The organism is Streptomyces phaeofaciens (genome assembly GCF_014648915.1).
GTDB classification, from domain to species: Bacteria; Actinomycetota; Actinomycetes; order Streptomycetales; family Streptomycetaceae; genus Streptomyces; species Streptomyces phaeofaciens.
The window spans coordinates 220,578-244,656 of the sequence record NZ_BMSA01000005.1; the positions used below are offsets into that span (position 1 = coordinate 220,578).

Annotated in this window: 22 protein-coding genes; 7 read left to right on the forward strand and 15 right to left on the reverse strand. The window is 72.4% G+C overall.

Features of this window, described 5'->3' with window-relative positions:
* Window positions 1-5: 5 nt before the first annotated feature.
* Window positions 6-1,139, forward strand: coding sequence for an FMN-binding protein (locus IE275_RS12505; protein ID WP_189710895.1), 1,134 nt, complete (start codon window positions 6-8; stop codon window positions 1,137-1,139).
* On the forward strand, window positions 1,132-1,935 hold the full coding sequence (locus IE275_RS12510) for an FAD:protein FMN transferase (RefSeq protein ID WP_229870209.1): 804 nt from the start codon (window positions 1,132-1,134) through the stop codon (window positions 1,933-1,935). Before IE275_RS12505 ends, IE275_RS12510 begins: the two co-directional genes overlap by 8 nt.
* A 96-nt stretch (window positions 1,936-2,031) precedes the next feature.
* Here the strand turns inward: IE275_RS12510 and IE275_RS12515 are convergent, their stop codons facing one another.
* From IE275_RS12515 to IE275_RS12540, 6 genes are all read right to left on the reverse strand, one after another.
* Window positions 2,032-2,577 carry an arginine repressor gene (locus tag IE275_RS12515; protein WP_189710897.1) on the reverse strand — a complete coding sequence of 182 codons (546 nt, stop codon included), beginning with the start codon at window positions 2,575-2,577 and terminating at the stop codon, window positions 2,032-2,034.
* Window positions 2,578-2,584: 7 nt separating this feature from the next.
* Window positions 2,585-3,781, reverse strand: coding sequence for an acetylornithine transaminase (locus tag IE275_RS12520; protein WP_189710899.1), 1,197 nt, complete (start codon window positions 3,779-3,781; stop codon window positions 2,585-2,587).
* The gene (gene argB, locus IE275_RS12525; RefSeq protein ID WP_189710901.1) at window positions 3,778-4,701 is read right to left on the reverse strand and encodes an acetylglutamate kinase; all 924 of its coding nucleotides are present in this window, start codon (window positions 4,699-4,701) and stop codon (window positions 3,778-3,780) included. Before argB ends, IE275_RS12520 begins: the two co-directional genes overlap by 4 nt.
* Complete coding sequence (argJ, locus tag IE275_RS12530) at window positions 4,698-5,849, reverse strand: bifunctional glutamate N-acetyltransferase/amino-acid acetyltransferase ArgJ (protein WP_189710903.1); 1,152 nt, start codon at window positions 5,847-5,849, stop codon at window positions 4,698-4,700. Before argJ ends, argB begins: the two co-directional genes overlap by 4 nt.
* The gene (gene argC / locus IE275_RS12535; RefSeq protein ID WP_189710905.1) at window positions 5,846-6,874 is read right to left on the reverse strand and encodes an N-acetyl-gamma-glutamyl-phosphate reductase; all 1,029 of its coding nucleotides are present in this window, start codon (window positions 6,872-6,874) and stop codon (window positions 5,846-5,848) included. The genes argJ and argC overlap by 4 nt, the downstream gene beginning before the upstream one ends.
* A 198-nt stretch (window positions 6,875-7,072) precedes the next feature.
* On the reverse strand, window positions 7,073-9,568 hold the full coding sequence (locus tag IE275_RS12540; protein WP_189710907.1) for an alpha-L-arabinofuranosidase family protein: 2,496 nt from the start codon (window positions 9,566-9,568) through the stop codon (window positions 7,073-7,075).
* Window positions 9,569-9,800: 232 nt separating this feature from the next.
* Between IE275_RS12540 and IE275_RS12545 the strand changes: the two genes are divergently transcribed.
* Complete coding sequence (locus tag IE275_RS12545; RefSeq protein WP_189710909.1) at window positions 9,801-10,244, forward strand: DUF6314 family protein; 444 nt, start codon at window positions 9,801-9,803, stop codon at window positions 10,242-10,244.
* Here the strand turns inward: IE275_RS12545 and IE275_RS12550 are convergent.
* The 3 genes from IE275_RS12550 to IE275_RS12560 form a co-directional block, all read right to left on the reverse strand.
* The gene (locus IE275_RS12550; protein ID WP_189710911.1) at window positions 10,226-10,819 is read right to left on the reverse strand and encodes a histidine phosphatase family protein; all 594 of its coding nucleotides are present in this window, start codon (window positions 10,817-10,819) and stop codon (window positions 10,226-10,228) included. The two genes, IE275_RS12545 and IE275_RS12550, sit on opposite strands and share 19 nt — an antisense overlap.
* Before the next feature lie 112 nt (window positions 10,820-10,931).
* Window positions 10,932-11,384, reverse strand: a complete 453-nt coding sequence (locus tag IE275_RS12555) for a GNAT family N-acetyltransferase (RefSeq protein ID WP_189711122.1) — start codon at window positions 11,382-11,384, stop codon at window positions 10,932-10,934.
* Between the two features lie 33 nt (window positions 11,385-11,417).
* Window positions 11,418-12,902 (reverse strand): aminotransferase-like domain-containing protein, encoded by a 1,485-nt coding sequence (locus IE275_RS12560; RefSeq protein WP_189710913.1) that lies wholly within the window; start codon window positions 12,900-12,902, stop codon window positions 11,418-11,420.
* On the opposite strand from IE275_RS12560, the gene IE275_RS12565 reads away from it, so the two are divergent.
* Both IE275_RS12565 and IE275_RS12570 read left to right on the forward strand, forming a co-directional pair.
* The gene (locus tag IE275_RS12565) at window positions 12,901-13,836 is read left to right on the forward strand and encodes a DMT family transporter (protein WP_189710915.1); all 936 of its coding nucleotides are present in this window, start codon (window positions 12,901-12,903) and stop codon (window positions 13,834-13,836) included. The two genes, IE275_RS12560 and IE275_RS12565, sit on opposite strands and share 2 nt — an antisense overlap.
* A gap of 96 nt (window positions 13,837-13,932) precedes the next feature.
* Window positions 13,933-14,139 carry a DUF1918 domain-containing protein gene (locus IE275_RS12570; protein WP_189710917.1) on the forward strand — a complete coding sequence of 69 codons (207 nt, stop codon included), beginning with the start codon at window positions 13,933-13,935 and terminating at the stop codon, window positions 14,137-14,139.
* A 20-nt stretch (window positions 14,140-14,159) separates the two neighbouring features.
* Here the strand turns inward: IE275_RS12570 and IE275_RS12575 are convergent, their stop codons facing one another.
* Entirely contained in the window at window positions 14,160-15,386 is a 1,227-nt protein-coding gene (locus tag IE275_RS12575; protein ID WP_189710919.1) for a glycoside hydrolase family 10-like protein, read from the reverse strand.
* A gap of 192 nt (window positions 15,387-15,578) precedes the next feature.
* Here IE275_RS12575 and IE275_RS12580 point away from each other — a divergent pair, with 192 nt between their 5' ends.
* On the forward strand, window positions 15,579-16,451 hold the full coding sequence (locus tag IE275_RS12580) for a 3-hydroxybutyryl-CoA dehydrogenase (RefSeq protein WP_189710921.1): 873 nt from the start codon (window positions 15,579-15,581) through the stop codon (window positions 16,449-16,451).
* Between the two features lie 279 nt (window positions 16,452-16,730).
* Window positions 16,731-16,988, forward strand: a complete 258-nt coding sequence (locus IE275_RS12585; protein ID WP_189710923.1) for a hypothetical protein — start codon at window positions 16,731-16,733, stop codon at window positions 16,986-16,988.
* Window positions 16,989-16,993: 5 nt separating this feature from the next.
* On the opposite strand, the gene IE275_RS12590 is transcribed toward IE275_RS12585, so the two are convergent.
* The 5 genes from IE275_RS12590 to pheS form a co-directional block, all read right to left on the reverse strand.
* On the reverse strand, window positions 16,994-17,530 hold the full coding sequence (locus IE275_RS12590) for an NUDIX hydrolase (protein WP_189710925.1): 537 nt from the start codon (window positions 17,528-17,530) through the stop codon (window positions 16,994-16,996).
* Window positions 17,531-17,616: 86 nt separating this feature from the next.
* Window positions 17,617-18,957 carry an NsdA family TPR-like regulatory protein gene (locus IE275_RS12595; RefSeq protein WP_189710927.1) on the reverse strand — a complete coding sequence of 447 codons (1,341 nt, stop codon included), beginning with the start codon at window positions 18,955-18,957 and terminating at the stop codon, window positions 17,617-17,619.
* A gap of 225 nt (window positions 18,958-19,182) precedes the next feature.
* A complete protein-coding gene (locus tag IE275_RS12600) occupies window positions 19,183-20,253 on the reverse strand; it encodes a PP2C family protein-serine/threonine phosphatase (protein ID WP_189710929.1) in 1,071 nt (356 codons plus the stop codon).
* 147 nt (window positions 20,254-20,400) lie between these two features.
* Window positions 20,401-22,914, reverse strand: coding sequence for a phenylalanine--tRNA ligase subunit beta (gene pheT / locus IE275_RS12605; RefSeq protein WP_189710931.1), 2,514 nt, complete (start codon window positions 22,912-22,914; stop codon window positions 20,401-20,403).
* Window positions 22,914-24,035, reverse strand: a complete 1,122-nt coding sequence (gene pheS / locus IE275_RS12610; RefSeq protein WP_189710933.1) for a phenylalanine--tRNA ligase subunit alpha — start codon at window positions 24,033-24,035, stop codon at window positions 22,914-22,916. The genes pheT and pheS overlap by 1 nt, the downstream gene beginning before the upstream one ends.
* Window positions 24,036-24,079 lie beyond the last annotated feature (44 nt).

The following is a 24,079-nucleotide window of genomic DNA, read 5'->3' on the forward strand; positions in this document are numbered from 1 at the left end:
AAAAGATGAGGAAGAGTCACCCCCTGCGGCGTGTCATGCTCGCCACCGCCGCGACCGTGTCCGGAATCGTGCTGCTGCTGACCCTGAAGCCGGGCTCCGACCCGGACTCGCAGGCGACGGGCGCGGCACAGCAGGGCGCCGCCCAGGCCGGGGCCGCGGCGGCCGCGACCGGCACCTACACCGGTGAGGCCGTGGACACCCAGTACGGGACCGTCCAGGTGCGGGTCACCCTCGCCGCCGGCAAGATCACCAAGGCGGAGACGGTGCAGGCGCCCAAGGGCGGCCAGAGCGACCAGATCACCGCGAACGCCGTCCCCAAGCTCAACCAGGCCGCGGTCACCGCGAACGGCTCCAACATCGACACGGTGTCCGGGGCGACGTACACCACCGAGGGCTACAAGAAGTCCCTCCAGTCCGCCATCGACCAGGCGAACGCCGGCGCGGGTGCCTCCCAGGGCGGCGCCGCCGCCCCGGTCACCGGGGTGTTCACCGGGGACGCGACCGACACCCAGTACGGGGCGATCCAGGTCCGGATCACCGTCAAGGAAAACCGGATCACCAAGTCGGAGACGGTCCAGCAGCCCAAGGGCGGGCAGAGCGACAAGATCACCGGCGACGCCGTCCCCAAGCTGAACCAGGACGTCGTCACCAAGCAGAGCCCGGACATCGACACGGTGTCCGGCGCCACCTACACCAGCGAGGGCTACAAGAAGTCCCTCCAGTCCGCCATCGACAAGGCGAACGCCAGCGCCGGTTCCGCCCAGGAGTCCGGGGCGCAGGCCTCCCAGTCCCCGGAGGCCGGGGCCGAGGACGCCGGCTCGCAGGACGCCGGTTCGCAGGACTCCGGGAGCGGGAGCGCCCAGGCGTCCGGCACCTTCACGGGGGACGCGGTCCAGACGGACTACGGCCCCGTCCAGGTCCGGATCACCGTCGCCGGCGGCAAGATCACCAAGGCGGAGGCGGTCCAGCAGCCCAAGGGCGGGCAGAGCGACCAGATCAGCGGGAACGCCGTACCGAAGCTGAACCAGGCGGCCGTGGCGGCCGGCAGCGCGGACATCGACGCGGTGTCCGGCGCCACCTACACGAGCGGCGGCTACAAGGAATCCCTCCAGTCGGCGCTGGACCAGGCCGGTGTCTGACACGGTGGCCGAGTCGGCAGCAGCTCCCGCCGCGGTGCGTCACGCGGAGGAGGTCATGGGGACCGTGTTCTCCTTCGACGTCCGCGGCGGGGATCCGGCGGCGGTGCGCGCGGCACTGGACGAGGCGGTCGCCTCCCTGCACCGCGTCAACGAGGTGTTCAGCACCTACCGCGAGGACAGCCAGGTCTCCCGGATGCAGCGGGGCGAGCTGACCGTCGAGGAGTGCGATCCCGAGGTGGCACAGGTGCTGGCTCTGGGCGCCGAGGCGGAGCGGACGAGCGACGGCTGGTTCAGCATGCGCTACGAGGGCCGGCTCGACCCGACCGGGATCGTCAAGGGCTGGGCCGCGGAGCGCGCGGCGCGGCTGATCGGCGGCGTGGCCGGGGTGAGCGGGGTCAGCGTCAACGGCGGCGGCGATGTGCAGCTGCTGGGCGTCCCCGGTCCGGCCCGGCCCTGGCGCGTCGGGGTGTCGGACCCGCTGCGGCCCGGTGGGCTGGCGGCGGTGGTGTCGGCGGCGGGCGCGGACGAGCTGGCGGTGGCGACCTCCGGCACGGCGGAGCGGGGCTCGCACATCGTCGACCCCCGCACGGGCCGCTCCGCGGTCACCGACCTGGTCGCCGTGACCGTGGTGACGCCCCGGCTGACCTGGGCGGACTGCTGGGCCACGGCCGCGTTCGCGATGGGGTCGCGTCAGGCGCTGGCGTGGCTGGAGTCGCTGCCGGACGTCGAGGCGCTGCTGATCACCGCCGGGGACGAGGTGCGGTGCACCGGCGGGCTGGCCCGTCGGCTGGGCTGAGCCGAAACCGAAGGCGCGCGGGGAGCCGCACCCGGCCCCCGCGCTCCGGCGTTCCCCCGGCGCCCCGCGACCGGCGGACCCCCCGGCCCTCTCGTCTCAGTGCCCGTTCTGGGCCAGCCGCAGCAGATGGTCGGCCAGCGCCTGCCCACCCGTGGGATCCCGGCTGATCAGCAGCAAGGTGTCGTCGCCGGCGATCGTCCCCAGGATGTCGTGCAGCTCGGCCTGGTCGATCGCCGAGGCCAGGAACTGGGCCGCGCCCGGCGGAGTGCGCAGGACCACGAGATTCGCCGAGGCCTCCGCGGAGATCAGCAGCTCCTGCGAGAGCCGCCGCATCCGCTCCTCCTTCGCCGACTCCCCCAGCGGAGCGCGGGGGGTACGGAAACCCCCCTCGCTCGGCACCGCGTAGATCAGGTCGCCGTCGGTGTTGCGGATCTTCACCGCGTTCAGCTCGTCCAGATCCCGCGACAGGGTCGCCTGGGTCACGCTCAGCCCGTCGTCGGCGAGCAGTTTCGCCAGCTGGCTCTGCGAACGCACCGGTTGCCGGTTGAGGATGTCCACGATCCTGCGGTGCCGGGCGGTGCGGGTCTGCGGCACGGCAGGCCCGTTCGCCCCCGACTGCTCATGGTCCTGCGCCTGGCTCATCGTCGTCTCATTCCCCGGATCGTCCGTCCCCGCCCACTGCCTGGAGGATGCCGGGCAGTGCCCCCAGGAACGCCTCCACCGCGTCGTCGCCGAGGTTCAGCGGCGGCATCAGCCGGACGACGTCGGGGGCGGGCGCGTTCACGAGGAAACCGGCCTCCTGAGCCACCCGCTGCACCTGGGGCGCGAGCGGCTCGGTGAGCACGATACCCAGGAGAAGACCCGCCCCCCGGACATAATCGATCAACGGATGGCCCAGACCGTCGATTCCGTCCCGCAACTTCTCGCTCTGCCGCTTGACGTTCTCCAGCAACCCCTCGTTCTCGATGGTGTCGAGAACGGCGAGGCCGGCGGCGCAGGCGACCGGGTTGCCGCCGAAGGTGGTGCCGTGGTGGCCGGGGCGGAGCAGGTCGGCGGCCCGCCCGAAGGCGACGGTGGCGCCGAGCGGCAGCCCGCCGCCGAGCCCCTTGGCCAGGGTCACGACGTCCGGCAGAACGCCCTCGTGGGCCTGGTACTCGAACCACTGGCCGGTCCGGCCGATGCCGGTCTGCACCTCGTCCAGGACCAGCAGCGACCCGGTGGCGGCGGTGATCGCCCGGGCGGCCTTGAGATAGCCGGCCGGGGGCACCACGACCCCGTTCTCGCCCTGGATCGGCTCGATGACGACGAGCGCGGTCTCCTCGGTCACCGCGGCCGCCAGCGCCTGCGCGTCGCCGTACGGGACGTGGGTGACGTCCCCGGGCAGCGGCAGGAAGGGCTCCTGCTTGGCCGGCTGGCCGGTCAGCGCCAGCGCGCCCATGGTGCGGCCGTGGAAGCCGCCCTGTGTGGCGACCATGTGGGTCCGCCCGGTGAGCCGGCCGATCTTGAAGGCGCCCTCGTTGGCCTCGGCGCCGGAGTTGCAGAAGTAGACCTTGCCGTCCCGGCCGAAGTGGTGCAGCAGCCGTTCGGCGAGAGCGACGGGCGGTTCGGCGATGAAGAGGTTGGAGACATGACCCAGGGCGGCGATCTGGGTGCTGACGGCGGCCACGATCGCCGGGTGGGCGTGGCCGAGGGCGTTGACCGCGATACCGCCGACGAAGTCGAGGTACTCCTTGCCGTCGGCGTCCCACAGCCGGGCGCCCTCGCCGCGGACGAGCGGGATCCTCGGGGTGCCGTAGTTGTTCATGAGCGCGCCCTGCCACCGCTCGGTCAGTTCCTGGTTGCTCATGACGGCTCCCCCTCGTTCTCGTCGGACGAGGCCTCGTCGGCCACGACCATCGTGCCGATGCCTTCGTCGGTGAAGATCTCCAGCAGGATCGAGTGCTGGACGCGCCCGTCGATGACCCGGGCGGTGGTCACGCCGCCGCGCACGGCGTGCAGGCAGCCCTGCATCTTCGGGACCATGCCGGCGCTCAGCTCCGGCAGCAGCTTCTCCAGCTGGGACGCGGTGAGGCGGCTGATCACCTCGTCGCTGTCGGGCCAGTCCTCGTAGAGGCCCTCGACGTCGGTGAGGACCATGAGGGTCTCGGCGCCCAGCGCGGCGGCGAGTGCCGCGGCCGCCGTGTCGGCGTTGACGTTGTAGACGTGCCCGTCGTCCTGGCTGCGGGCGATCGACGAGACGACCGGGATGCGGCCGTCGGCGAGCAGGGCCTCGATCGCGCCGGTGTCGATGGCGGTGATCTCGCCGACTCGTCCGATGTCGACCCGTTCGCCGTCGATCTCGGGCCGGTGCTTGGTGGCGGTGATGGTGTGCGCGTCCTCGCCGGTCAGTCCGACGGCGAGCGGCCCGTGCTGGTTGAGCAGTCCCACCAGCTCGCGCTGGACCTGTCCGGCGAGCACCATGCGGACGACGTCCATGGCGTCCTCGGTGGTGACGCGCAGGCCGGCCCTGAACTCGCTGACGATGCCGGCCTGGTCCAGCGCGGCACTGATCTGCGGGCCGCCGCCGTGCACGACGACGGGCTTGAGGCCGGCGTGGTGCAGGAAGACGACGTCCTGGGCGAAGGCGGCCTTCAGGTCCTCGTCGATCATGGCGTTGCCGCCGAACTTGATGACGACGGTCTTGCCGTTGTGCCGGGTCAGCCAGGGCAGGGCCTCGATGAGGATCTGCGCCTTGGGCAGGGCGGTGTGCTTGCGAGTAGTGCTCATGACGAGTACGCGCTGTTCTCGTGGACGTAGTCGGCGGTGAGGTCGTTGGTCCAGATGGTGGCCGTCTCGGCGCCGGCGGCCAAGTCGGCGACGATGTGCACCTCGCGGTAGCGCATGTCGACCTTGTCGCGGTCCTCGCCGACGCCGCCGTTCTTGCACACCCAGACGCCGTTGATGGCGACGTTCAGCAGGTCGGGCTCGAAGGCGGCCTTCGTCGTGCCGATCGCGGAGAGGACGCGGCCCCAGTTGGGGTCCTCGCCGTGGATGGCGCACTTGAGGAGGTTGTTGCGGGCGATGGAGCGGCCCACCTCGACGGCGTCGTCCTCGGTCGCCGCGTTCACGACCTCGATCCTGATGTCCTTGCCGGCGCCCTCGGCGTCGCGGATCAGCTGCTGGCCGAGGTCGTCGCAGACGGTCCGTACGGCCGCCGCGAACTCCTCGTACTCCGGGGTGACCGCTGAGGCGCCGGAGGCGAGCAGGAGCACGGTGTCGTTGGTGGACATGCAGCCGTCGGAGTCGACCCGGTCGAAGGTGACCTTGGTGGCGGCGCGCAGCGCCCGGTCCAGGGTCTCGGCGTCGAGGTCGGCGTCGGTGGTCAGGACGACCAGCATGGTGGCGAGGCCGGGGGCGAGCATGCCTGCGCCCTTGGCCATGCCGCCGACGGTCCAGCCGTCGCCCTGGACCACGGACGTCTTGTGGACGGTGTCGGTCGTCTTGATGGCGATGGCGGCCTTCTCGCCGCCGTGCTCGCTCAGGGCGGCCGCGGCGGTCTCGACACCCGAGAGCAGTCGGTCCATGGGCAGGAGCACGCCGATGAGGCCGGTGGAGCAGACGGCGACCTCGATGGCGCCCCGGCCGAGCACCTCGGCGACCTTCTCGGCGGTCGCGTGGGTGTCCTGGAAGCCCTTGGGGCCCGTACAGGCGTTGGCGCCGCCGGAGTTGAGGACGACGGCGGAGACCTGGCCGCTCCTGAGGACCTGCTCGGACCACTGGACCGGCGCGGCCTTCACACGGTTGGAGGTGAAGACGCCGGCGGCGGCGCGGCGCGGACCCGTGTTGACCACCAGGGCCAGGTCCGGGTTGCCGTTCTCCTTGATCCCGGCGGCGATGCCCGCCGCCGTGAATCCCTTGGCTGCCGTGACGCTCACGGTGCGACTCCGATCGTGGGAAGACCCAGCTCCTCGGGGAGTCCGAGGGCGATGTTCATGCTCTGGACGGCACCGCCCGCGGTGCCCTTGGTCAGATTGTCGATGGCGCTGATGACGATGATCCGGCCCACGGCCGCGTCGTACGCGACCTGCACCTGAACGGCGTTGGAACCGTGGACGGATCCGGTGGCGGGCCACTGGCCGTCGGGGAGCAGGTGGACGAACGGCTCGTCGGCGTAGGCCTTCTCGTAGGCGGCGCGCAGGGACTCGGCCGTCACGCCGTCCTTCGCGGCGGCGCTGCACGTGGCGAGGATGCCGCGGGGCATCGGCGCCAGGGTCGGCGTGAAGGAGACGGCGACCCGCTCGCCGGCGGCCGCGCTGAGGTTCTGGATCATCTCGGGCGTGTGCCGGTGACCGCCGCCGACGCCGTACGGCGACATGGAGCCCATGACCTCCGAGCCCAGCAGGTGGGCCTTGGGGGCCTTGCCCGCGCCGGAGGTGCCGGAGGCGGCGACGATCACGGCCTCGTTCTCGGCCAGTCCCGCCGCGTAGGCCGGGCAGAGTGCGAGGGAGACGGCCGTGGGGTAGCAGCCGGGGACCGCGATGCGCCTGGATCCGGTGAGCGCGGCGCGGGCGCCGGGGAGTTCGGGGAGTCCGTAGGGCCAGGTGCCGGCGTGCGGGGAGCCGTAGAAGCGCTCCCAGTCGGCCGGGTTCTCGAGCCGGAAGTCGGCGCCCATGTCGATGACGAGGACGTCCGGGCCGAGCTGTTCGGCGACGGCGGCGGACTGGCCGTGCGGGAGGGCGAGGAAGACGACGTCGTGTCCGGCGAGCGCCTCGGCGGTGGTCTCCACGAGGACGCGGTCGGCCAGCGGGAACAGGTGCGGCTGGAGCGCGCCGAGCTTCTGGCCCGCGTTCGAATGTCCGGTGAGGGTGCCGATCTCGACCTCGGGGTGCGCGAGGAGCAGGCGCAGCACCTCGCCGCCCGCGTATCCGCTCGCTCCGGCCACTGCCGCACGTACCGCCATGGTCTCCTCCTTCTGGACGGCATGACTATACGTTTCGCTGCACGTTTATGCAATCCATTCAGGGGCCCGGAGGGGCTCCGGAACCATCCGTACCCGAAAACTTAGGTCTGCCTAACCTCCAGCGTGCGGGCAAACGCCCGCGCGCGCACCGTGAGGAGCGGGCGCCCCCCGTGGAGGGCGCCCGCTCCGGTCCGGCGGCTACTTCTGCCTGATCCGCAGGAAGGTGATCGATTGGGCCGGGAAGGTGTACGTGAACCGGTCGGCGACCCCGGTGAAGGTGGAGGCCACCGGCGCGACCGGGGTCTCCGTCTCCGTGTTGACCGCGTCCGGGGCCGCGGCCAGCGTGGTCACCCGGGCCTTCGACGCGACCCTGGCGCCGCCGAGGTCGATCGCCGTGCGGGCGTCCGCGGACTGGGCGTTGACGACCTTGACGATCAGGTCGCCGGTCCGCCGGTCCTCGGTGACGACCTGGCGGAAGGGCTCGGCCGGCTTGTCGTCGGTGAAGCCGCCCCACTCCTGGCCGTCCAGGTAGAGGGTGACCTGGCGGCCGCGCACCTTGATGTCGATGTCGTAGGCGCGGCCCGTCTCGATGCTCCCGGCCTTGGAGACCAGCGTCGACTTGCCGCCGTCCACGGCCTGCTCGACGGCGCTGGTGGTGTTGTTCCAGCCGCCCAGGTTCCACCAGTAGTAGGTGCCGGTGTCCTTGACACCGAAGGCGACGAGGAAGCCCTCCTTGCCGGACTTCTTGGTGGCCTTCACGTGCAGGTCGTAGTCGTGCCAGCCCGTGTCACCGGCCGAGACCATGGTGTTCTCGGCCGCGACGTCACCCTGCACGTACTGGCCGTCCTGGAGCGTCCAGCTGCCGCCGCCGGTGTGCGTCCACTGCCCGGCGTCGCCCGAGAAGTCGTCGCTCAGCAGCGTGGCGCCGTCCGCGTCCGTGACCTTCACGTCGTCGTACGCCGCCGTGGTCGCCCAGGTGGAGAGGCCGACGGCGCCGCTGATCGGGCCCTGCACCGAGGGGGTGCCGGTGGCCGTCGAGGGGACGACGCGGTCGCCGACGTTGGTCATGAACAGCTTCTGGACCTCGTAGTTGGCCGAGTTCCAGGAGGCGTGGTTGTTGAACCAGACCAGGTCGGGGCTCCACTGGACGTAGTCCTCGTTGGCGAACAGCGGGGCGTAGGAGGCGAGCTTCACGACGTCCGCGTTGCGTTCCAGGCCGGTCATGAAGGCGGCCTCGGCGAGGCCGTTCTTGAAGGCGTTGCCCCAGGAGGCGTACTCGCCGAGGAAGACCTTCGGGCCGGAGCGGTCGTAGGAGTCGTAGCGGTCGTTGTTCTGGAGGAACCACTGGGGGCTGTTGTAGTAGTGCTCGTCGACCATGTCGACCCCGGCGTCCCTGTTGAGCCGCCAGGCCGTGTCGAAGGTCGTGCCGGAGTCGTCCGGGCCGGAGTTGGAGATCACCGTGACGTCCGGGTACTTCGCCGCGATCGCGGCGCGGAACTCCGTGAAGCGGGCGAAGAACTCCTCGGGCAGGTTCTCCTCGTTGCCGACCTCCAGGTGGGTGAGGTGGAAGGGCTTGGGGTGGCCCATCAGGGCGCGCTTCCTGCCCCAGGCCGAGGTCACCGGCCCGTTGGCGAACTCGATCAGGTCGAGGGTGTCCTGGATGTGCCGCTTCAGCAGCGCGTCGTCGACGACCGCCTTGTTCTGCCCGCAGCCGGTCACCAGGGCCGGGACGACGGGCAACGGCATCGCGCCGACGTCCTCGGCGAAGCGGAAGTACTCGTAGTAGCCGAGGCCGTAGCTCTGGTTGTAGCCCCAGAAGTTGGAGTTGGTGGCGCGCTCCTCGACCGGCCCGATCGTGTCCTTCCACTGGTAGGAGCGGGCGCGCTGCCAGCCGGAGGCCTCGCTGTAGTCCTGCATCGAGCCGGTGTTGACCAGGCAGCCGCCGGGGAAGCGGACGAAGCCGGGGCGCAGGGCGGCGACCTTCTCCGCGAGGTCCTTGCGCAGGCCGTTGGACTCACCGCGGTAGGTGTCGCGCGGGAACAGGGACACCATGTCGAGCGCGGCTGCGGAGGAGGAGCCGACGGTCAGGCGGCCGTCGCCGCCGGTACGGGTGGCGGTGAAGGCCGCCCGGTACTTCGCCCAGCCGCCGGCGCGCACGGCAACCCGGCGGGCGGTGGCCAGGGTGCCGTCGGCGTCCTGGAGGGACACCGTCAGGGTCGTGCCGCTCTCGGCGCGGGCCCAGACCGAGAAGTCGTACGTCTTGCCCTGCTCGACGTGGACGCCGGTGTTGTAGCCGGCGTTGGTGACGGCCGAACCGGCGTCCAGGGAGAGGTAGTTGCGGTTGCGGTCGTTGAGCCGGCCCGCGTCGTTCACGACGTTCGCCGAGCCGGAGACCGTCCAGGAGGTCAGCGGGGTGTAGGACCGGTTGTCGACGGTGGAGTACTCGAAGGACCGGTTCTGCACGAGTTCGGCGTACAGGCCGCCGTCCGCGGCCCGGTTGATGTCCTCGAAGAAGACGCCGTACATCGTGTCGTCGATCTTCGCACCCTTGGCGGCGGGGTCGACGGTGAGGGTGTAGTCGGTGGCGTCCGCGGCCCGGGCGGGGGCGGGGACGGCGGGGACGGCGGCGACAGCCAGGAGGAAAGCGCTTGCTCCGAGGCCGAGCCTCAGGCGGTTGCGGGTGGTGCGTGGCATGGACACTCCGCGGCTCTGGGGGTCATGTGCGGTGGGCGCGTCGGCAGGCGTGGCACGTGGTGCGGCGGCGCGCCCGACGGACGGGGCGCTTGTTCGAAATCACGGACAACGGTCAACACTTCGAACGGCAAGATAGAGACGGGGCATGAGCGCGTCAATGGGGCGGGCGTATCGTCGGGGGCACGGACGCGCCGGCAGCCGTCGCCGTGCGACCGCGGGCGAAGGGATGACGATGGGGACGTTCTGGCCCGTACCGGACACCCTGGCCCATCTGGCCGGGAGCTGGCGGGTGGAGCGCGTGGTGCGGGACCTCGCGGGCGACGGCGAGGGGTACTTCCGGGGCACCACCGTGTTCCGCCCGCTGGCCGGCGGCGGCCTGCTGCACGAGGAGTCCGGCACGTTCACCTGGCAGGGCGTCCCGCGCCCCGCCGAGCGGACCCTGCGCTTCCTGCCCGGGCCGGTGCCGGGGACCGCGGACGTACGGTTCGCCGACGGCCGGCCCTTCCACACACTGGACCTGACGACCGGACGGCACACGGCCGACCATCCGTGCTCCGCGGACCTCTACCGGGGCGAGTTCACCGTCCGGGACGCGGACCACTGGCGGTCGGTCTGGCAGGTCGGCGGCCCGGCCAAGGACCTGCTGCTGGCGACGGACTACGCGCGCGTGGACTGAGTCGCGGCCCCGTCGAAGCGCAGGTTCCAGCGTCCGCCCCGGCCGGTGACGGTGGTCGTCGACAGCGGGCGCACGTCGATGTTCCAGTACGTCGACGGCGGCGCCTTCAGCGCGTAGACGAGGGCCGCGCGGATCACACTCGGCTCGGCCACGGCGACGATCCGCCCGCCGTCGCCCACCGGGCGGGTGTCGAGCCAGCCGCCCACCCGGGTGATGAAGTCCAGCAGGGACTCCCCGCCGTGCGGGGTGGCCAGCGGGTCGGAGAGCCAGGCGTCAACCGACTCCGGCTCGCGGGCCATCGCCTCGCCCAGGGTGAAGCCGCGCCAGCGGCCCATGTCGCAGTCGCGCAGGGCCGGCTGGACGAGCGGGGCGTACCCGAGCGCGTCGCCGGTGGCCCGGCTGCGCGGGGTCGGTGAGCAGTAGCGCAGTTCGGCGGCCGCGAGCGGCAGCAGCTCGCCGACCGCGCGCTGCACCTCGTCCCAGCCCGCCTGGTCCAGCGGCCGGTCGTCCTCGAACCGCTCCGCGAGCAGCGGGGAGCTGCGTGCGGCGGCGACGAATGTGACCCGAAGTGGCATGCGGCGATGGTGGGCCGAGCAACTGGGCAGGTCAAGAGGTGTCGGCCGGCGTGCGCAGAATTCTTACCGCAGGGTCAGGAAGTGCCGGACAAGTCCTGCGAAAACGTGCGCCTCACGCCATGCCGAGCTTGGCGAAGATCAGCGCCATCCACCGGTCCGGCCGCTCCAGCGGCTCGAAGCCCGCCTTCTCGTACACCCCGTGCGCGTCGTGCGTGGCGAGCAGGATCCGGCGCAGCCCGTACGGCCGCAGATGGTCGCGCACGGTGCCGGCGAGGGCCGTGCCGATGCCCCTGCCCCGCGCCGCCGGGTCCACGTACACGTCGCACAGCCAGGCGAAGGTCGCGAGGTCGGTGACCACACGCGCGTAGGCGACCTGCGCGCCCGACGCCGTGTCGTACACGCCGAAGTTCAGCGACCCGGCGATCGCCCGGTCCTGCTTCTCGCGCTCCCGCCCGAGCGCCCAGTACGCGTCGGTCGACAGCCAGTGGTGCACGCGCGCGGCGTCGATACGGGCGGGGTCGGCGGAGATCTCGTAGCCCTCGGCGAGGGCCGGGGTGTCGTTCATGACCGTCATGGCGGGATCCTCACAGCCCGACGCTCACCTCGTCGAACGGATTCCGGGGAACACCTCGTCGCAGGCCGCCCGCAGCCGCCGTACGCCTTCCGTGATCTCCCGCGTCCCCGCGACCGCCGCGAAGCTCAGGCGGACGTGGGCGGCGGGGGGTTCGGCGCTGAAGTAGGGCCGGCCGGGGGTGAGGGCGACGCCGGCGCGCAGGGCGGCGGCGGTGAAGGCGGCCTCTCCCCCGGCGCCGAAGGCCTCGGAGGTGTCCCCGGTGCCGTCGGGCAGCCGCAGCCAGAGGTGGTAGCCGCCGGCCGGGATGTGCGGGAGGGCGAGTTCGGGCAGCTCCAGGGCGAGCGCGGAGGCCATCGTGTCCCGGCGGGCCCGCAGCTCGGCGGCGACGGCCCGCAGATGGCGGGGCCAGGCGGGCGAGCCGACGAGTTCCAGGGCCGCCTCCTGGAGCGGGCGGGGCACGAAGAAGGAGTCGACGACCTGGATCGCGCGCAGCCGTTCCAGCGCGGGTCCGCGGGCGGCCAGCGCGCAGACCCGGAAGCTGGGCGAGGTCGCCTTGGTGAGCGAGCCGACGTGGACGACGACTCCGTCGGGGTCGTCGGCGGCGAGCGGGCGGGGCAGCGGACCGGCGTCCTCGTGCGCGAGCCGCCGTACGAAGTCGTCCTCGACGACGAAGGCGCCGGCCTCCCGCGCGATGCGCAGCACCTCGGCGCGCCGGCCGGGGGCGAGCACGGCGCCGGTCGGGTTCTGGAAGAGGGGCTGGCAGACGAACACCCGGGCGCCGGTGGCCCGGAACGCGTCGGCGAGCAGCTCCGGTCTCACTCCCTCGGGGTCCACCGGGACCGGTACCGGGCGCAGTCCCGCCGAGCGGGCGATGGCGAGCATGCCGGGGTAGGTGGGCGACTCGACGAGGACCGGCGCGCCGGGCGGGGCGAGGGCGCGCAGGGCGGTGGTGAGCGCCGCCTGGCCGCCGGCGGCGACCAGTACCTCGGCCGCCGTCACACCGCCGCCGATGGTGCGCGCGAACCACTCCCGCAGCTCGGGCAGGCCCTCCACCGGCGGCCGGCCCCAGGCGCCGGGCCGCCGTCCGGCCCGGGCCAGGGCGGCGGACATCGCGCGCTCCGGCTGGAGCGAGGGGTGCAGATAGCCGCCGTTGAACTCGATCACGCCGGGCGGCGGGGCGGCCAGCGAGACCGTGACACCGGAGGCGTCGACCGAGCGCGGGACGAGGTCGGCTGCCCCGTCCGCGCTGAGCGCGACCTCCTGCCAGGAGGTGTCCCTCGCCGACGGGGCCGCGGGGCGCGGCCGGGCCCGGAAGGCGCCGGCGCCGGGGCGGGTCACCACCAGCCCCTCGGCGGCCAGCTGCGCCAGCGCCCGCGAGACGGTCACGGGGCTCACCCGGAACCGTTCGACCAGGGCCCGGCTCGACGGGAGCTTTCCACCCGGAGAGTAGCGGTCCAGCTCTTGCCGCAGCTGATTCGCCAGGTCACCGACACTGCTACGCTCGTGCATGAAGACACAGAGTAGCGCTACTGCCAGACCTGCGATAGCGGTCACCAGCCCGCACCCGCCGGCCACCACCCCGCACCCGACGGGCCTCGGCACCCTCCAGGCCGCCCTCGGCGTGGTCGCCTTCTCCCTGACCTTCCCCGCCACCGCCTGGGGGCTCGAAGGGTTCGGCCCCTGGTCGCTGGTGGCCGTGCGCTGTGTCCTCGCCGGGCTGATCGCGGGCGGATGCCTGCTCGCCCTGCGGGTGCCGCTGCCCGCCCGGCGGCACTGGACCGGGCTCGCCGTGGTGGCCGCCGGGGTGGTCGTCGGCTTCCCGCTGCTCAGCACGCTGGCGCTGGGGACGTCCACCACCGCGCACGCCGCCGTGGTCGTCGGGCTGCTCCCGCTGACCACCGCGCTGCTGTCCGCCCTGCGGGTCGGCACCCGTCCCTCGCACACCTTCTGGGCGGCGGCCCTGGTCGGCGCGTGCGCGGTGATGGCCTTCACCGTGCAGCAGAGCGGCGGCGCCCTCACCACCGCCGACCTGTACCTGTTCGCGGCGCTGCTGGTGTGCGCGGCCGGATACACCGAGGGCGGCCGGCTGGCCCGGGTGATGCCGGGCTGGCAGGTCATCGGCTGGGCGCTGGTGTTCTGCCTGCCGCTGACCGTGCCCGGCGCGGCCCTCGCGCTCGCCCACGAGCCGGTCCGGCTGACGGCGCACAGCGTGACGGGGCTGCTGTGGGTCGCGGCGGGCTCGCAGTTCCTCGGCCTGGTCGTCTGGTACCGGGGCATGGCCGCCATCGGCATTCCGAAGGCCAGCCAGTTGCAGTTGGCGCAGCCCCTGCTCACACTGGTGTGGTCGGTGCTGCTGCTGGGCGAGCACCTGACGGTGGCCGCCCCGTTGACGGCGGCGGCGGTCCTCGTCTGTATCGCCGTCACCCAGCGGGCGCGTGGCTGAGCGGGCGGCCGCACGGCCCCTGCCCGGCACCTCGGCGCGCCCGTGGCCCTCGGGCCACGGACCGCTGCTCCCGCACTCGGTGAGGAGGCTCCTAGGATGCGTGCAACCGTGGGTGACCAGCTTGTCCAGCACGGCAGGGTGGTCGGCCAACACGACAAGGTCGGCGAGATCGTGGAAGTCATGGGCCAGGCGGGCACCCCCCCGTACCGTGTCCGCTTCGAGGACGGGCACGTGGGCGTGTGCGCCCCCGGCCCCGACACCGAGATCCGCCACAAGGAGACCGGGCCGTCGATGGGGCGGTAGGCCGGCCGGTCGACGGACGGTCAGCTCGGGGGCTTCGCCGGCTGCGTGTAGTGGCCGGCGACCACCCGTGACATCGCCCCGATCCGGTTCGCCGTCACGTCCTTGGCGGCGAAGAACACATGCCCGCGCGCCTGCGGGTACTTCTTCGCGAGCGTCAGGTGCCGGGTCAGCTCGGCCGGGTCCTGCCAGGCGGCGCCCTGGCCCGCGGCACCCGCCCGGTACAGGGCCTCGCCGAGGTACAGCCGGGTGCGGCTGCCCTTCACCACGTCCGCCCACCACGGCACCAGCTCGGCGTAGTCGGCGGCGGAGTTCCCGATGTGCCAGTACAGCTGCGGGACGATGTAGTCGATCCAGCCGTTCTTCACCCACTTCCGGGTGTCGGCGTGGATGTCGTCGTACGACTGCAACGCCCTGGTGTCCGAGCCGCGGGAGTCGGTGGAGGCGTTGCGCCACACCCCGAAGGGGCTGATCCCGAACTGGGTGGCGGGCCGTACGGCCTTGATCCGGGCAGCCGTCTCCAGCACCAGCCGGTCGATGTTGTCGCGCCGCCACGCGGCCCGGTTGGAGAAGGCACCGCCGTGGGCGTCGTAGGCCGCGTCGTCGTCGAAGCTCTGGCCGGCCACCGGGTACGGGTAGAAGTAGTCGTCGAAGTGCACCGCGTCGACCGGGTACTTCTTCACCGCGTCCATCATCGCGTCCTGGACGAACGCGCGGACCTTCGGCAGCCCGGGGTTGTAGTAGAGCTTCCCGCCGTACGTCACCACCCAGTCGGGGTGCTTGCGCGCCGGGTGGGAGGCGACCAGCCTGGTGCGGTCGGTGTGGGTGGCGACCCGGTACGGGTTGAACCAGGCGTGCAGTTGGAGGCCCCGCGCGTGTGCCTCCGCGACCGCCGTGCCCAGCGGATCCCAGCCCGGCGCCTTGCCCTGGGTCCCGGTGAGGACCTGCGACCAGGGTTCGTACGACGACGGCCACAGCGCGTCGGCCGTGGGCCGCACCTGGAAGACCACCGTGTTGAGCCGGTTGCGGGCCGCCACGTCGAGCCAGCCGATCAGTTCCCTGCGCTGCGCGGCGGCGGTCATCCCCGCGCGCGACGGCCAGTCGCGGTTGCCCACCGTGGCCAGCCACATGCCGCGCATCTCGGTGGTGGCCGCCCCGCGGCCGTCCGCCCGGGGAGCGGCCACCGCGCCCGTCGTGGTGAACGCCGACAGCGCGGCCAGCGCGAACGCCCGCCGGGTCACTCGCCCCATCACACACCCCCATCACTCAGCGGATCCGTTCGGTCACGGATCGTCTCCGCGCACAGCATGCACCCACCCCGACGATCGATCATCGATACTTGCTAGTAACGTGCACGATCGGAGCAGGCCGTCCGGGACCCGGCGAACCTGCCCCGGGCATCGATGCGTCAGCGTCAGAAAAGGGCCAGAAAAGAGGACGATGTGACGGGCATCCCAGCGGGAGACATCTCACGCGTCGGAGTGGTGGGCTGCGGCCAGATGGGGGCGGGCATCGCCGAGGTCTGCGCGCGCGCCGGCCTCGACGTCAAGGTCGCCGAGACCACCGGCGAGGCCCTGGAGATCGGCCGTACCCGGCTGTTCAACTCCCTGGCCAAGGCCGCCGAACGGGGCAAGATCAGCGCGGAGGAGCGGGACGCGACCCTGGCGCGCCTCAGCTTCACCACCGACCTCGGCGAGTTCGCCGACCGCGACCTCGTGATCGAGGCCGTCGTGGAGAACGAGCAGGTCAAGACCGAGATCTTCCAGGTTCTCGACCAGGTGATGACCCGCCCGGACGCGATCCTGGCCTCCAACACCTCCTCCATCCCGCTGGTGAAGCTGGCGGTCGCCACCTCGCGGCCCGACCAGGTCGTCGGCATCCACTTCTTCAACCCGGCGCCGGTGCAGCAGCTCGTCGAGCTGATCCCCGCGCTGACCACCTCCGAGGGCACGCTCAGCCGGGCCCAGCTGTTCGCCGAGAAGGTGCTGGGCAAGCACGCGATCCGCGCCCAGGACCGCTCCGGCTTCGTGGTGAACGCGCTGCTGATCCCCTACCTGCTCTCCGCGATCCGGATGTTCGAGACGGGCATCGCCAGCCGCGAGGACATCGACAACGGCATGGAGATGGGCTGCGCCCACCCGATGGGCCCGCTGAAGCTGTCCGACCTGATCGGCCTGGACACGGTCGCCTCGGTGGCGGCCTCGATGTACGACGAGTACAAGGAGCCGCTGTACGCCGCTCCCCCGCTGCTCCAGCGCATGGTCGACGCGGGCCGGCTGGGCCGCAAGACCGGCTCGGGCTTCTACGCGTACTGACGGCCGGCGGCACGTCGAACGGGCCCGGCGCTCTGCGGAGCGCCGGGCCCGCGTGTTTCACACCCCGTGCGCACCCCGGGCCCGCATATGCCGCGCGCACACGCTCCCCGGCGGTCCACCCGCCGAGTTGACTCATCATGCGCATGCAAGGGATGCGGTGGCGCACCGCTCGGCCTGCGCGACCTTGCCCGAACCTGTCCGACCTGCCTGATCCTGTCCGACCTGCCCGAACCTGTCCGACCTGTCCGGCCCCGTCCGATCACGGAAAGGAGTGGACCAGTGACCGCCGACCCGGAGCATCCCGTGGTCCATGGAGAAGTCGCAGAGTTACGTCGTCGCCTCGACGTGGCGTACGCCCGCGTCGAAGGAGGACTGGCCCTGCTCAGTCATCGCACCGAGGAGACCGCCAAGGAACTGGACGAGCTGAACACCCGCATGATCTCGCTGGAACACACACGCTGGCCGCTCCCCTCGCTCGCCGCGCTCACGGCCCTGGGCGCCCTCGTCGTGACGATCTGGCAGGCCCTGGCCCGCTGACCGCGCTACTCCCCGGCGAGCCTGAGATGGTGCAACAGCATCAACGCGGCCGCCATGTTGGCGGCCGGGACCTCCCCCCGGGCGACCAGGTCCGGGACGAGCTTGAGGGGGACCCATTCCCTGCGGTCCGACTCGAAGTCGTCCACGGGGTGTCCGACGTACTCGCCCTCCTCCGCCCAGTAGATGTGGTGGACGGCGTCGGTGAGACCGTTGGACGGTTCCACGCTCATGAGGTGGCGCAGAGGCCCCGGTCGCCAGCCGGTCTCCTCCTCCAGTTCCCTGGCGGCCGCGCCGGCGAGCTCCTCACCGTCCTCGACGACGCCCGCCGCGAGTTCCCAGCCCCAGCTGTCGGTGATGAACCGGTGGCGCCACAGCAGCAGCACCTCGTTCGCCTCGTTGATCACCGTGGCCACGGCGACGGGCCGCAGCCGTATGAGGAAGTGGTCGAGGTGCCGGCCGTTCGGCAGCTCGACATCGGCCAGGTTGACGCTGAACCAGCGGTTTTCATACACAGTTTGTTCGTTCTGTTTCGTCCACTGCACGGTTCTGCCACCTTCCGTTGAGTAAGTGGCAATATCGCAGCAGGGACTGAGCCTCGCCGGTGTTCGGGTTCCCGCTCCGCACGGTTCTACAGCGGTACGCGCAGCGCCCCGTCGATGAGTTCGGCGGCCTCGGACGTACCGGCACAGCCGCTGCGGACGAGGTGTTCGCGCACCGCCCGGAGTCTGTCGCGCAGCCGCTGGGACTCCATCCCCCGGGCCTGTTCGGCCATCTGCACGGCGGTGACCACCGCCTTGTCCGCATGACCCTGGCGCAGCTCGATCGTGCTGAGCATGGCGAGCCGGTGCACCCGGCCCCGGTCGTGCGCCGGGTTGTCGACGGCGGCCAGGGCGTGCTCGGCGGCCGCGCCGATCTCGCCGAGGCTGAGCAGCGCCTCCGCCACCTGGACGTTGACCAGACCCGGCTGGACATAGCCCGTCTCGTCGGGCTCGCGCCCCCGCCGGATGCGTTCGGCGGCCGTCTCCGCCCGCCGGATGCACGACAGCGCACTCGTGCCGTCACCGAGGTGGGCGTACGCCTTGGCCTGCATCGCGTACAGATCGGAGGCGAGCGCCGGGGTGATGTGCCGGCCGGCCGCCCGCAGCGCGGCCTCCGCGAAGGCGACGGCCTGCCGGAACTCCTTCATGAACAGCGACTGGTTGACGAGCAGCGCGATCACGTACGCGCCAAGTCCCCGGTCCCCGCTGGCCTTCGCCAGCCGCAGCGCCTGGTGGAAGTAGCGCTGGGCGAGGCCGTGCGCGTCGGAGTCGTAGGCGCAGATGCCCGCGACGGCCACCAACCCGCCCGTGGCGCGGTGCAGCTGACGCCCCGTCTCGTCGGTGTAGCTGCCGCGCAGCAGCGGGGCCGCCTCGGCGTTGAGGAAGCCGACGATCCGGCTGCGGGTCGCGATGCCGCCGGCCTTGCGGTACATCTGCTCGTAGTGGGTACGGGCGGCGCGCAGCATCTCGATGTCGGCGGAGGTCACCCGGTGCCGGCCGCCCCGGGAGACGTCCTGGTCCTCCGGCGGGTTCTCCCACTCCCACACGGGCATCACGGCGGGCGTCCCGGTCACGGCGGGCGCGCCGAGGAGGTGCGGGCGCTGCTGCTCGTCGGAGCGCCACAGGGCGGTGGCCCGCTCGACGAAGCCGGAGAGGGAGGTGCCGTGCGGGGCGGACGGCTCGCCCGGGACGCCGAGGCCGATGTCGTCGAGGGTGACCGGCCGGTGCAGCCGCCCCGCGAGGACCTCGCAGATCAGGTCGGGCACCTGCCCGCGCGGCCGCTGGCCCTTCAGCCACCGGGCCACCGCCGTGTGCTCGTAGCGCAGCGCGAGTCCGCGCGCCCGTCCGGCCTGGTTGACGTGGGCGGCGAGGCCCGCGTGCGAGACGCCCGCCTCGTCGAGAATCGCGTCGAGCAGAGTGTTGGGCTGCATTGGGTGCCCCCCGGTGCCTCGGTGCCGTCAGACTAGTGGGTCCGTCTTCACACGGGGTGTGAACGGAGTGCGCGTATCCACGCTGTACGCGCGCTGTCGCTGAGCGTTTCCAGCCGGTTGACTGAAATGCCTCGCAAGAGGTTCGCCGGGCCGTCGGCTCCCCCTCAAAAAGCGACGGCCCGGCGATGCGCTCCGCGGGGTGGGCGTGGCCACGATGCGTCGTGGCTACGGGTGCGTCGTCGGCTGTGGGTGGGCTGCGGTGGGCCGCGCGGTTCCCCGCGCCCCCGGGAGGTTGCACCCGCGTCCGTTCTGGAGCACCAGGAGGGCGATGTCGTCCGTCGGTCTGCCCGCCGTGTGCCGCAGCAGCGCGGCCAGGACCGTCCGCAGGATCTGTTGCGGTGAGACCGGGTGGTCGTGGGCCGCCTTCGCCAGGGCTGTCGGCAGCGGGAAGAACCGGCCCCGGGCGTCCCGGGCGTCCTCCGCGCCGTCGGTGAACAGGACCAGGCACTCGCCGTGCACCAGCGGACCGAAGGGCGTGGCGGGCAGTTCGGGCGGCAGCGGGAACAGCCCGAGCGGCGGCAGCGGATCCGCCCTCGACAACGGCTCGACCCTCGGCCCGCTCAGCAGGTAGGGCCAGGGATGTCCGCAGTTCAGGGCCCGCGTCTCGCCGTCCCGGCCGATCTCCAGCAGCAGGACGGTGACGAACTCCTCGGCGACCGGGGTCTGCGCGGTGTCCGGGGTCGGGCCGCTCGCCGGGTGGGCGTCGCGGGCGCGTTCGCGCAGATGGCGGGCGAGGGCGCGCTCCAGCCGGCGCAGGACGAGAGCGAGGTCGGCCTCGTCGTGCGCGGCCTCGCGGAAGCTGCCGAGGAGGGCGGCGACGGTGCTCAGGGCGGACAGTCCGTGCCCCCGCACGTCGCCCATCACGACCCGTACGCCGTGCTCGGTGGCGATGACCTCGTACAGGTCGCCGCCGACGGTGGCGCCGCGGTCGGCGGAGAGCTGGGCGACGGCCACGTGCAGTCCGTCGACGCGGGGCGGCAGCGGCCGCAGCAGCACGCTCTGGGCGGCCCCGGCGATCCGGCGGGCCTGTTTCAGCTCGCGCAGCAGGGTCCGCCGGACATGGAGTATCAGCCCGGTGCCGACGGCGAAGAAGACGGCACTGGTGACGAGCCTGGCGCCGAGCCCGTCCTGCTGGGCCAGCGGACAGGTCAGCTTGTAGGTGATCGCCAGGGCGCCCCACGCCGTGGGCAACCCCAGCGAGAGGGCCCGGCGCAACGGTCGCCTGATGCCGAACATGATGGTTTGGCCCCCCATCCAGGCCCGCACAACGCGGAATCGGACCGGCCTCGAAAGGCCGGTCCGATTCTGTCGAGGCGCCGGCTCAGAAGGACCGGTCCGCCTCGGATTGCCACTCGGACGAGTGAAGAAACCCGGGGGCAGGGGTCAGCCCCGCAAAACCGCTCCCGTCCGGTCGCCCGCGAGCGCGACCGCCGCGTCGCGCGCGGCCGAGGCCTCGTCGACGGTCAGCGTCCGGTCCGCCGCCCGGAAGCGCAGCGCATACGCGAGGGACTTGCGCCCCTCACCCAGCTGGTCGTCGTTGACGTACACGTCGAACAGCCGGATCCCCTCCAGCAGGTTGCCCGCGCCCTCCCGCAGCGCGGCCTCGACCTCGGCGTTCGGCACGAACGCGTCGACGACGAGGGCGACGTCCTGCGTGGCGACGGGGAACGTGGAGATGCCCGGCGCCTGCGGGGTGCCGTCGCCGACCGCCTCCAGGACGTCGAGGTTCAGCTCCATCGCGGAGGTGCGGGCCGGCAGGCCGAGCGCCTTCACGACCCGCGGGTGCAGCTCGCCGGCGTGGCCGACGACCGTCTCCGTGCCGTCCGCGACGACCACGAACTCGGCGCAGCGCCCGGGGTGCCAGGGACCGTACTGGCCCTGGCGGACGATCAGCTCCGCACCGGCCTCGCGGGCCACCGCGCGCCCCGCCTCGACCGCGTCGGCCCAGTCGGCCGGACGGCCCTTGCCCCACCAGCCGGCCTGCTCGCGGGCGCCCGCGAGGACGGTGGCGACATGGCGCGGCTGCTCGGGCAGCACGGCGTCGAGCGCGGCGATCTCCTCGTCGGTCGGGCGGCGGTCGACCGGCAGGTGACCGGCGACGCCGGCCGCCTCGCGCGGGTGGAAGACCAGCCCGGTCTCGAAGAGCGCGAGGTCGTGCGAGCCCCGGCCGTCGTTGCGCCGCAGCGCGCCGAGCAGGCCCGGCAGCAGCGACGTGCGGAGCGCGGGCTCCTCGTCGTTGAGCGGGTTGGTCAGCCTGACGACACGGCGGGCCGGGTCGTCGGCGTCCAGACCGAGCTGGTCGAAGACGCCCTCGCCGATGAACGGGTAGTTCGGCGCCTCGACGTAACCGGCCCCGGCCAGGGCGCGGCCGACGCGGCGGTGCAGGCGCTGGCGGTGGGTGAGGCCGCGGCCCGACGGGGGCTTGGGCAGCGTGGAGGGCAGGTTCTCGTAGCCCTCCAGGCGGATGACCTCCTCCGCCAGGTCGTTGATCTCGGCGAGGTCCGGCCGCCAGGACGGGACGGTGACGATCAGCTCGTCCTGCCCGTAGACGTCGCAGCCGATCTCCTGGAGACGGCGTACGACGGTCTCCCGGCCGTAGCCGACACCCGCGACCTTGTCGGGGTGGTCCGCCGGGACGGTGATGGTGTGCGGGCCGGAGGGGGTGGTGACCTCCGTGACGCCCGCGTCGGCCGTGCCGCCGGCGAGGAGCACCAGCAGGTCGACGGTGCGCTGGGCGGCGGCCGCGGCGGCGGCCGGGTCGACGCCGCGCTCGAAGCGGCGGGAGGCCTCGGAGGACAGCTTGTGCCGGCGGGCCGTGCGCGCGATGGACACCGCGTCGAAGTGGGCGGCCTCGATGACGACGTCGCCGGTGGACTTCTGCTCGTCGTCGTGGTCGGCGATCTCCGTGTCGGCACCGCCCATGACACCGGCGAGGCCGATGGGGCCGCGGTCGTCGGTGATGACCAGGTCCTCGGCGTGCAGCTTCCGGGTGACCCCGTCGAGGGTGACGATCTGCTCGCCCTCGCCGGCCCGGCGGACGCCGATGGTGCCCTGGACCAGCGAGCGGTCGTAGGCGTGCAGCGGCTGGCCCAGCTCCGTCATCACGTAGTTGGTGACGTCGACGGCGAGCGAGATCGGCCGCATGCCGACCTTCTGGAGCCGGCGCTTCAGCCAGATCGGGGAGCGTGCCTCGGGGCTCAGACCGGTGACGGTGCGGGCGGTGAAGCGGTCGCAGCCCAGCGGCTCGGAGACCTGCACCGGGTAGCCGAACGCGTTCGGCGCCGGTACGTCGATCAGGGCGGGGTCGCGCAGCGGCAGACCGTAGGCGATGGCGGCCTCGCGGGCGACGCCGCGCAGGGACAGGCAGTCGCCGCGGTTGGCGGTGACGGCGATGTCCAGGACCTCGTCGACCAGCTCCAGCAGCTCGATGGCGTCCTTGCCGACCTCGGTCTCCGGGGGCAGCACGATGATGCCCTTGGTGCCGTCGTCGCCCATGCCCAGCTCGTCGCTGGAGCAGATCATGCCGTGGGAGGTCCTGCCGTACGTCTTGCGGGCGGCGATCGCGAAACCGCCGGGCAGGACGGCGCCCGGAAGGACGACCACGACCTTGTCGCCGACGGCGAAGTTGCGGGCGCCGCAGACGATCTCCTGCGGCTCGCCGGTGCCGTTGGCGGTGCCGACGTCCACCGTGCAGAAGCGGATCGGCTTCTTGAAGCCCTCCAGCTCCTCGATGGTCAGCACCTGGCCGACGGCCAGCGGGCCCTTGAGGTCGGCGCCGAGCTGCTCGACGGTCTCGACCTCGAGGCCGGCCGACACCAGCTTGGCCTGCACGTCGCGGCCGGTCTCGGTGGCCGGCAGGTCGACGTACTCCCGCAGCCAGGAAAGCGGGACGCGCATCAGATCTCCATCCCGAACGGCCGGGTGAACCGGACGTCACCCTCGACCATGTCTCGCATGTCTTCGACGTTGTGGCGGAACATCAGCATCCGCTCGATGCCGAACCCGAAGGCGAACCCGCTGTACTTCTCCGGGTCGACGCCGCAGGCGGCCAGCACCTTGGGGTTGACCATGCCGCAGCCGCCCAGCTCGATCCAGCCCTCGCTGGAGCAGGTGCGGCAGGGGCGGTCGGGGTTGCCGACGGACTCGCCGCGGCAGACGTAGCACACCATGTCCATCTCGGCGGACGGCTCGGTGAACGGGAAGAAGTTCGGCCGCAGCCGGGTCTTCATGCCCTCGCCGAACAGCGACTGGACCATGTGGTCCAGGGTGCCCTTGAGGTCGGCCATGGTGAGGCCCTCGTCCACCGCGAGCAGCTCCACCTGGTGGAAGACCGGGGTGTGCGTGGCGTCCAGCTCGTCGGTGCGGTACACCCGGCCGGGGCAGATCACGTACACCGGCAGCTCGCGGCCGAGCAGGGAGCGGATCTGGACGGGCGAGGTGTGGGTGCGCAGCACGACACCGGACTCGGTGCCGCCCTGCGGGCCCTGCACGAAGAACGTGTCGGCCTCGCCGCGGGCCGGGTGGTCCGGGCCGATGTTGAGGGCGTCGAAGTTGAACCACTCCGCCTCGACCTGGGGGCCCTCGGCGACCTCGTAGCCCATGGCCACGAAGACGTCCTCGATCCGCTCCGACAGGGTGGTGAGCGGGTGGCGGGCGCCGGCCGGTACGCGGTCGTACGGCAGGGTGACGTCCACCGCCTCCTCGACCAGTACCCGGGCGTCGCGCTCGGCCTCCAGCTCCTCCTGACGGCCGGCGAGGGCCTTGTTCACCGCGCCGCGGGCCTGGCCGACCAGCTTGCCGGCGGCCGCCTTGGCATGCGGGGGCAGGGCGCCGATCTCGCGGTTGGCCAGCGCCAGCGGCGAGGTGCCGCCGGTGTGGGCGACCTTGGCCTCCTGGAGCGCGTCGAGGGAGTCCGCGGCGGCGAAGGCGGCGAGCGCCTCGTCCCGCATGCGCTCGATCTCTTCCGGTTTCAACGCCTCGACCTCGACAGGGTCGTACGACTTATTCGGTGCCGACATCTCTTCCCGTGCTTCCGATTGGCTGGCTGAAGGTCCCCGTGACC

Bases quoted from the DNA above. Each gene is read 5' to 3' on its own strand.
- IE275_RS12570 (WP_189710917.1), top strand. From the start codon at position 13,933: ATGCGTGCAACCGTGGGTGACCAGCTTGTCCAGCACGGCAGGGTGGTC.
- IE275_RS12555 (WP_189711122.1), bottom strand. From the start codon at position 11,384: ATGAACGACACCCCGGCCCTCGCCGAGGGCTACGAGATCTCCGCCGAC.
- IE275_RS12565 (WP_189710915.1), top strand. From the start codon at position 12,901: ATGAAGACACAGAGTAGCGCTACTGCCAGACCTGCGATAGCGGTCACC.
- argB (WP_189710901.1), bottom strand. From the start codon at position 4,701: ATGAGCACTACTCGCAAGCACACCGCCCTGCCCAAGGCGCAGATCCTC.
- IE275_RS12540 (WP_189710907.1), bottom strand. From the start codon at position 9,568: ATGCCACGCACCACCCGCAACCGCCTGAGGCTCGGCCTCGGAGCAAGC.
- IE275_RS12560 (WP_189710913.1), bottom strand. From the start codon at position 12,902: ATGCACGAGCGTAGCAGTGTCGGTGACCTGGCGAATCAGCTGCGGCAA.
- pheT (WP_189710931.1), bottom strand. From the start codon at position 22,914: ATGCGCGTCCCGCTTTCCTGGCTGCGGGAGTACGTCGACCTGCCGGCC.
- IE275_RS12575 (WP_189710919.1), bottom strand. From the start codon at position 15,386: ATGGGGCGAGTGACCCGGCGGGCGTTCGCGCTGGCCGCGCTGTCGGCG.
- IE275_RS12600 (WP_189710929.1), bottom strand. From the start codon at position 20,253: ATGTTCGGCATCAGGCGACCGTTGCGCCGGGCCCTCTCGCTGGGGTTG.
- pheS (WP_189710933.1), bottom strand. From the start codon at position 24,035: ATGTCGGCACCGAATAAGTCGTACGACCCTGTCGAGGTCGAGGCGTTG.
- argC (WP_189710905.1), bottom strand. From the start codon at position 6,874: ATGGCGGTACGTGCGGCAGTGGCCGGAGCGAGCGGATACGCGGGCGGC.
- IE275_RS12545 (WP_189710909.1), top strand. From the start codon at position 9,801: ATGGGGACGTTCTGGCCCGTACCGGACACCCTGGCCCATCTGGCCGGG.
- IE275_RS12550 (WP_189710911.1), bottom strand. From the start codon at position 10,819: ATGCCACTTCGGGTCACATTCGTCGCCGCCGCACGCAGCTCCCCGCTG.
- IE275_RS12520 (WP_189710899.1), bottom strand. From the start codon at position 3,781: ATGAGCAACCAGGAACTGACCGAGCGGTGGCAGGGCGCGCTCATGAAC.
- IE275_RS12595 (WP_189710927.1), bottom strand. From the start codon at position 18,957: ATGCAGCCCAACACTCTGCTCGACGCGATTCTCGACGAGGCGGGCGTC.
- IE275_RS12515 (WP_189710897.1), bottom strand. From the start codon at position 2,577: ATGAGCCAGGCGCAGGACCATGAGCAGTCGGGGGCGAACGGGCCTGCC.
- IE275_RS12505 (WP_189710895.1), top strand. From the start codon at position 6: ATGAGGAAGAGTCACCCCCTGCGGCGTGTCATGCTCGCCACCGCCGCG.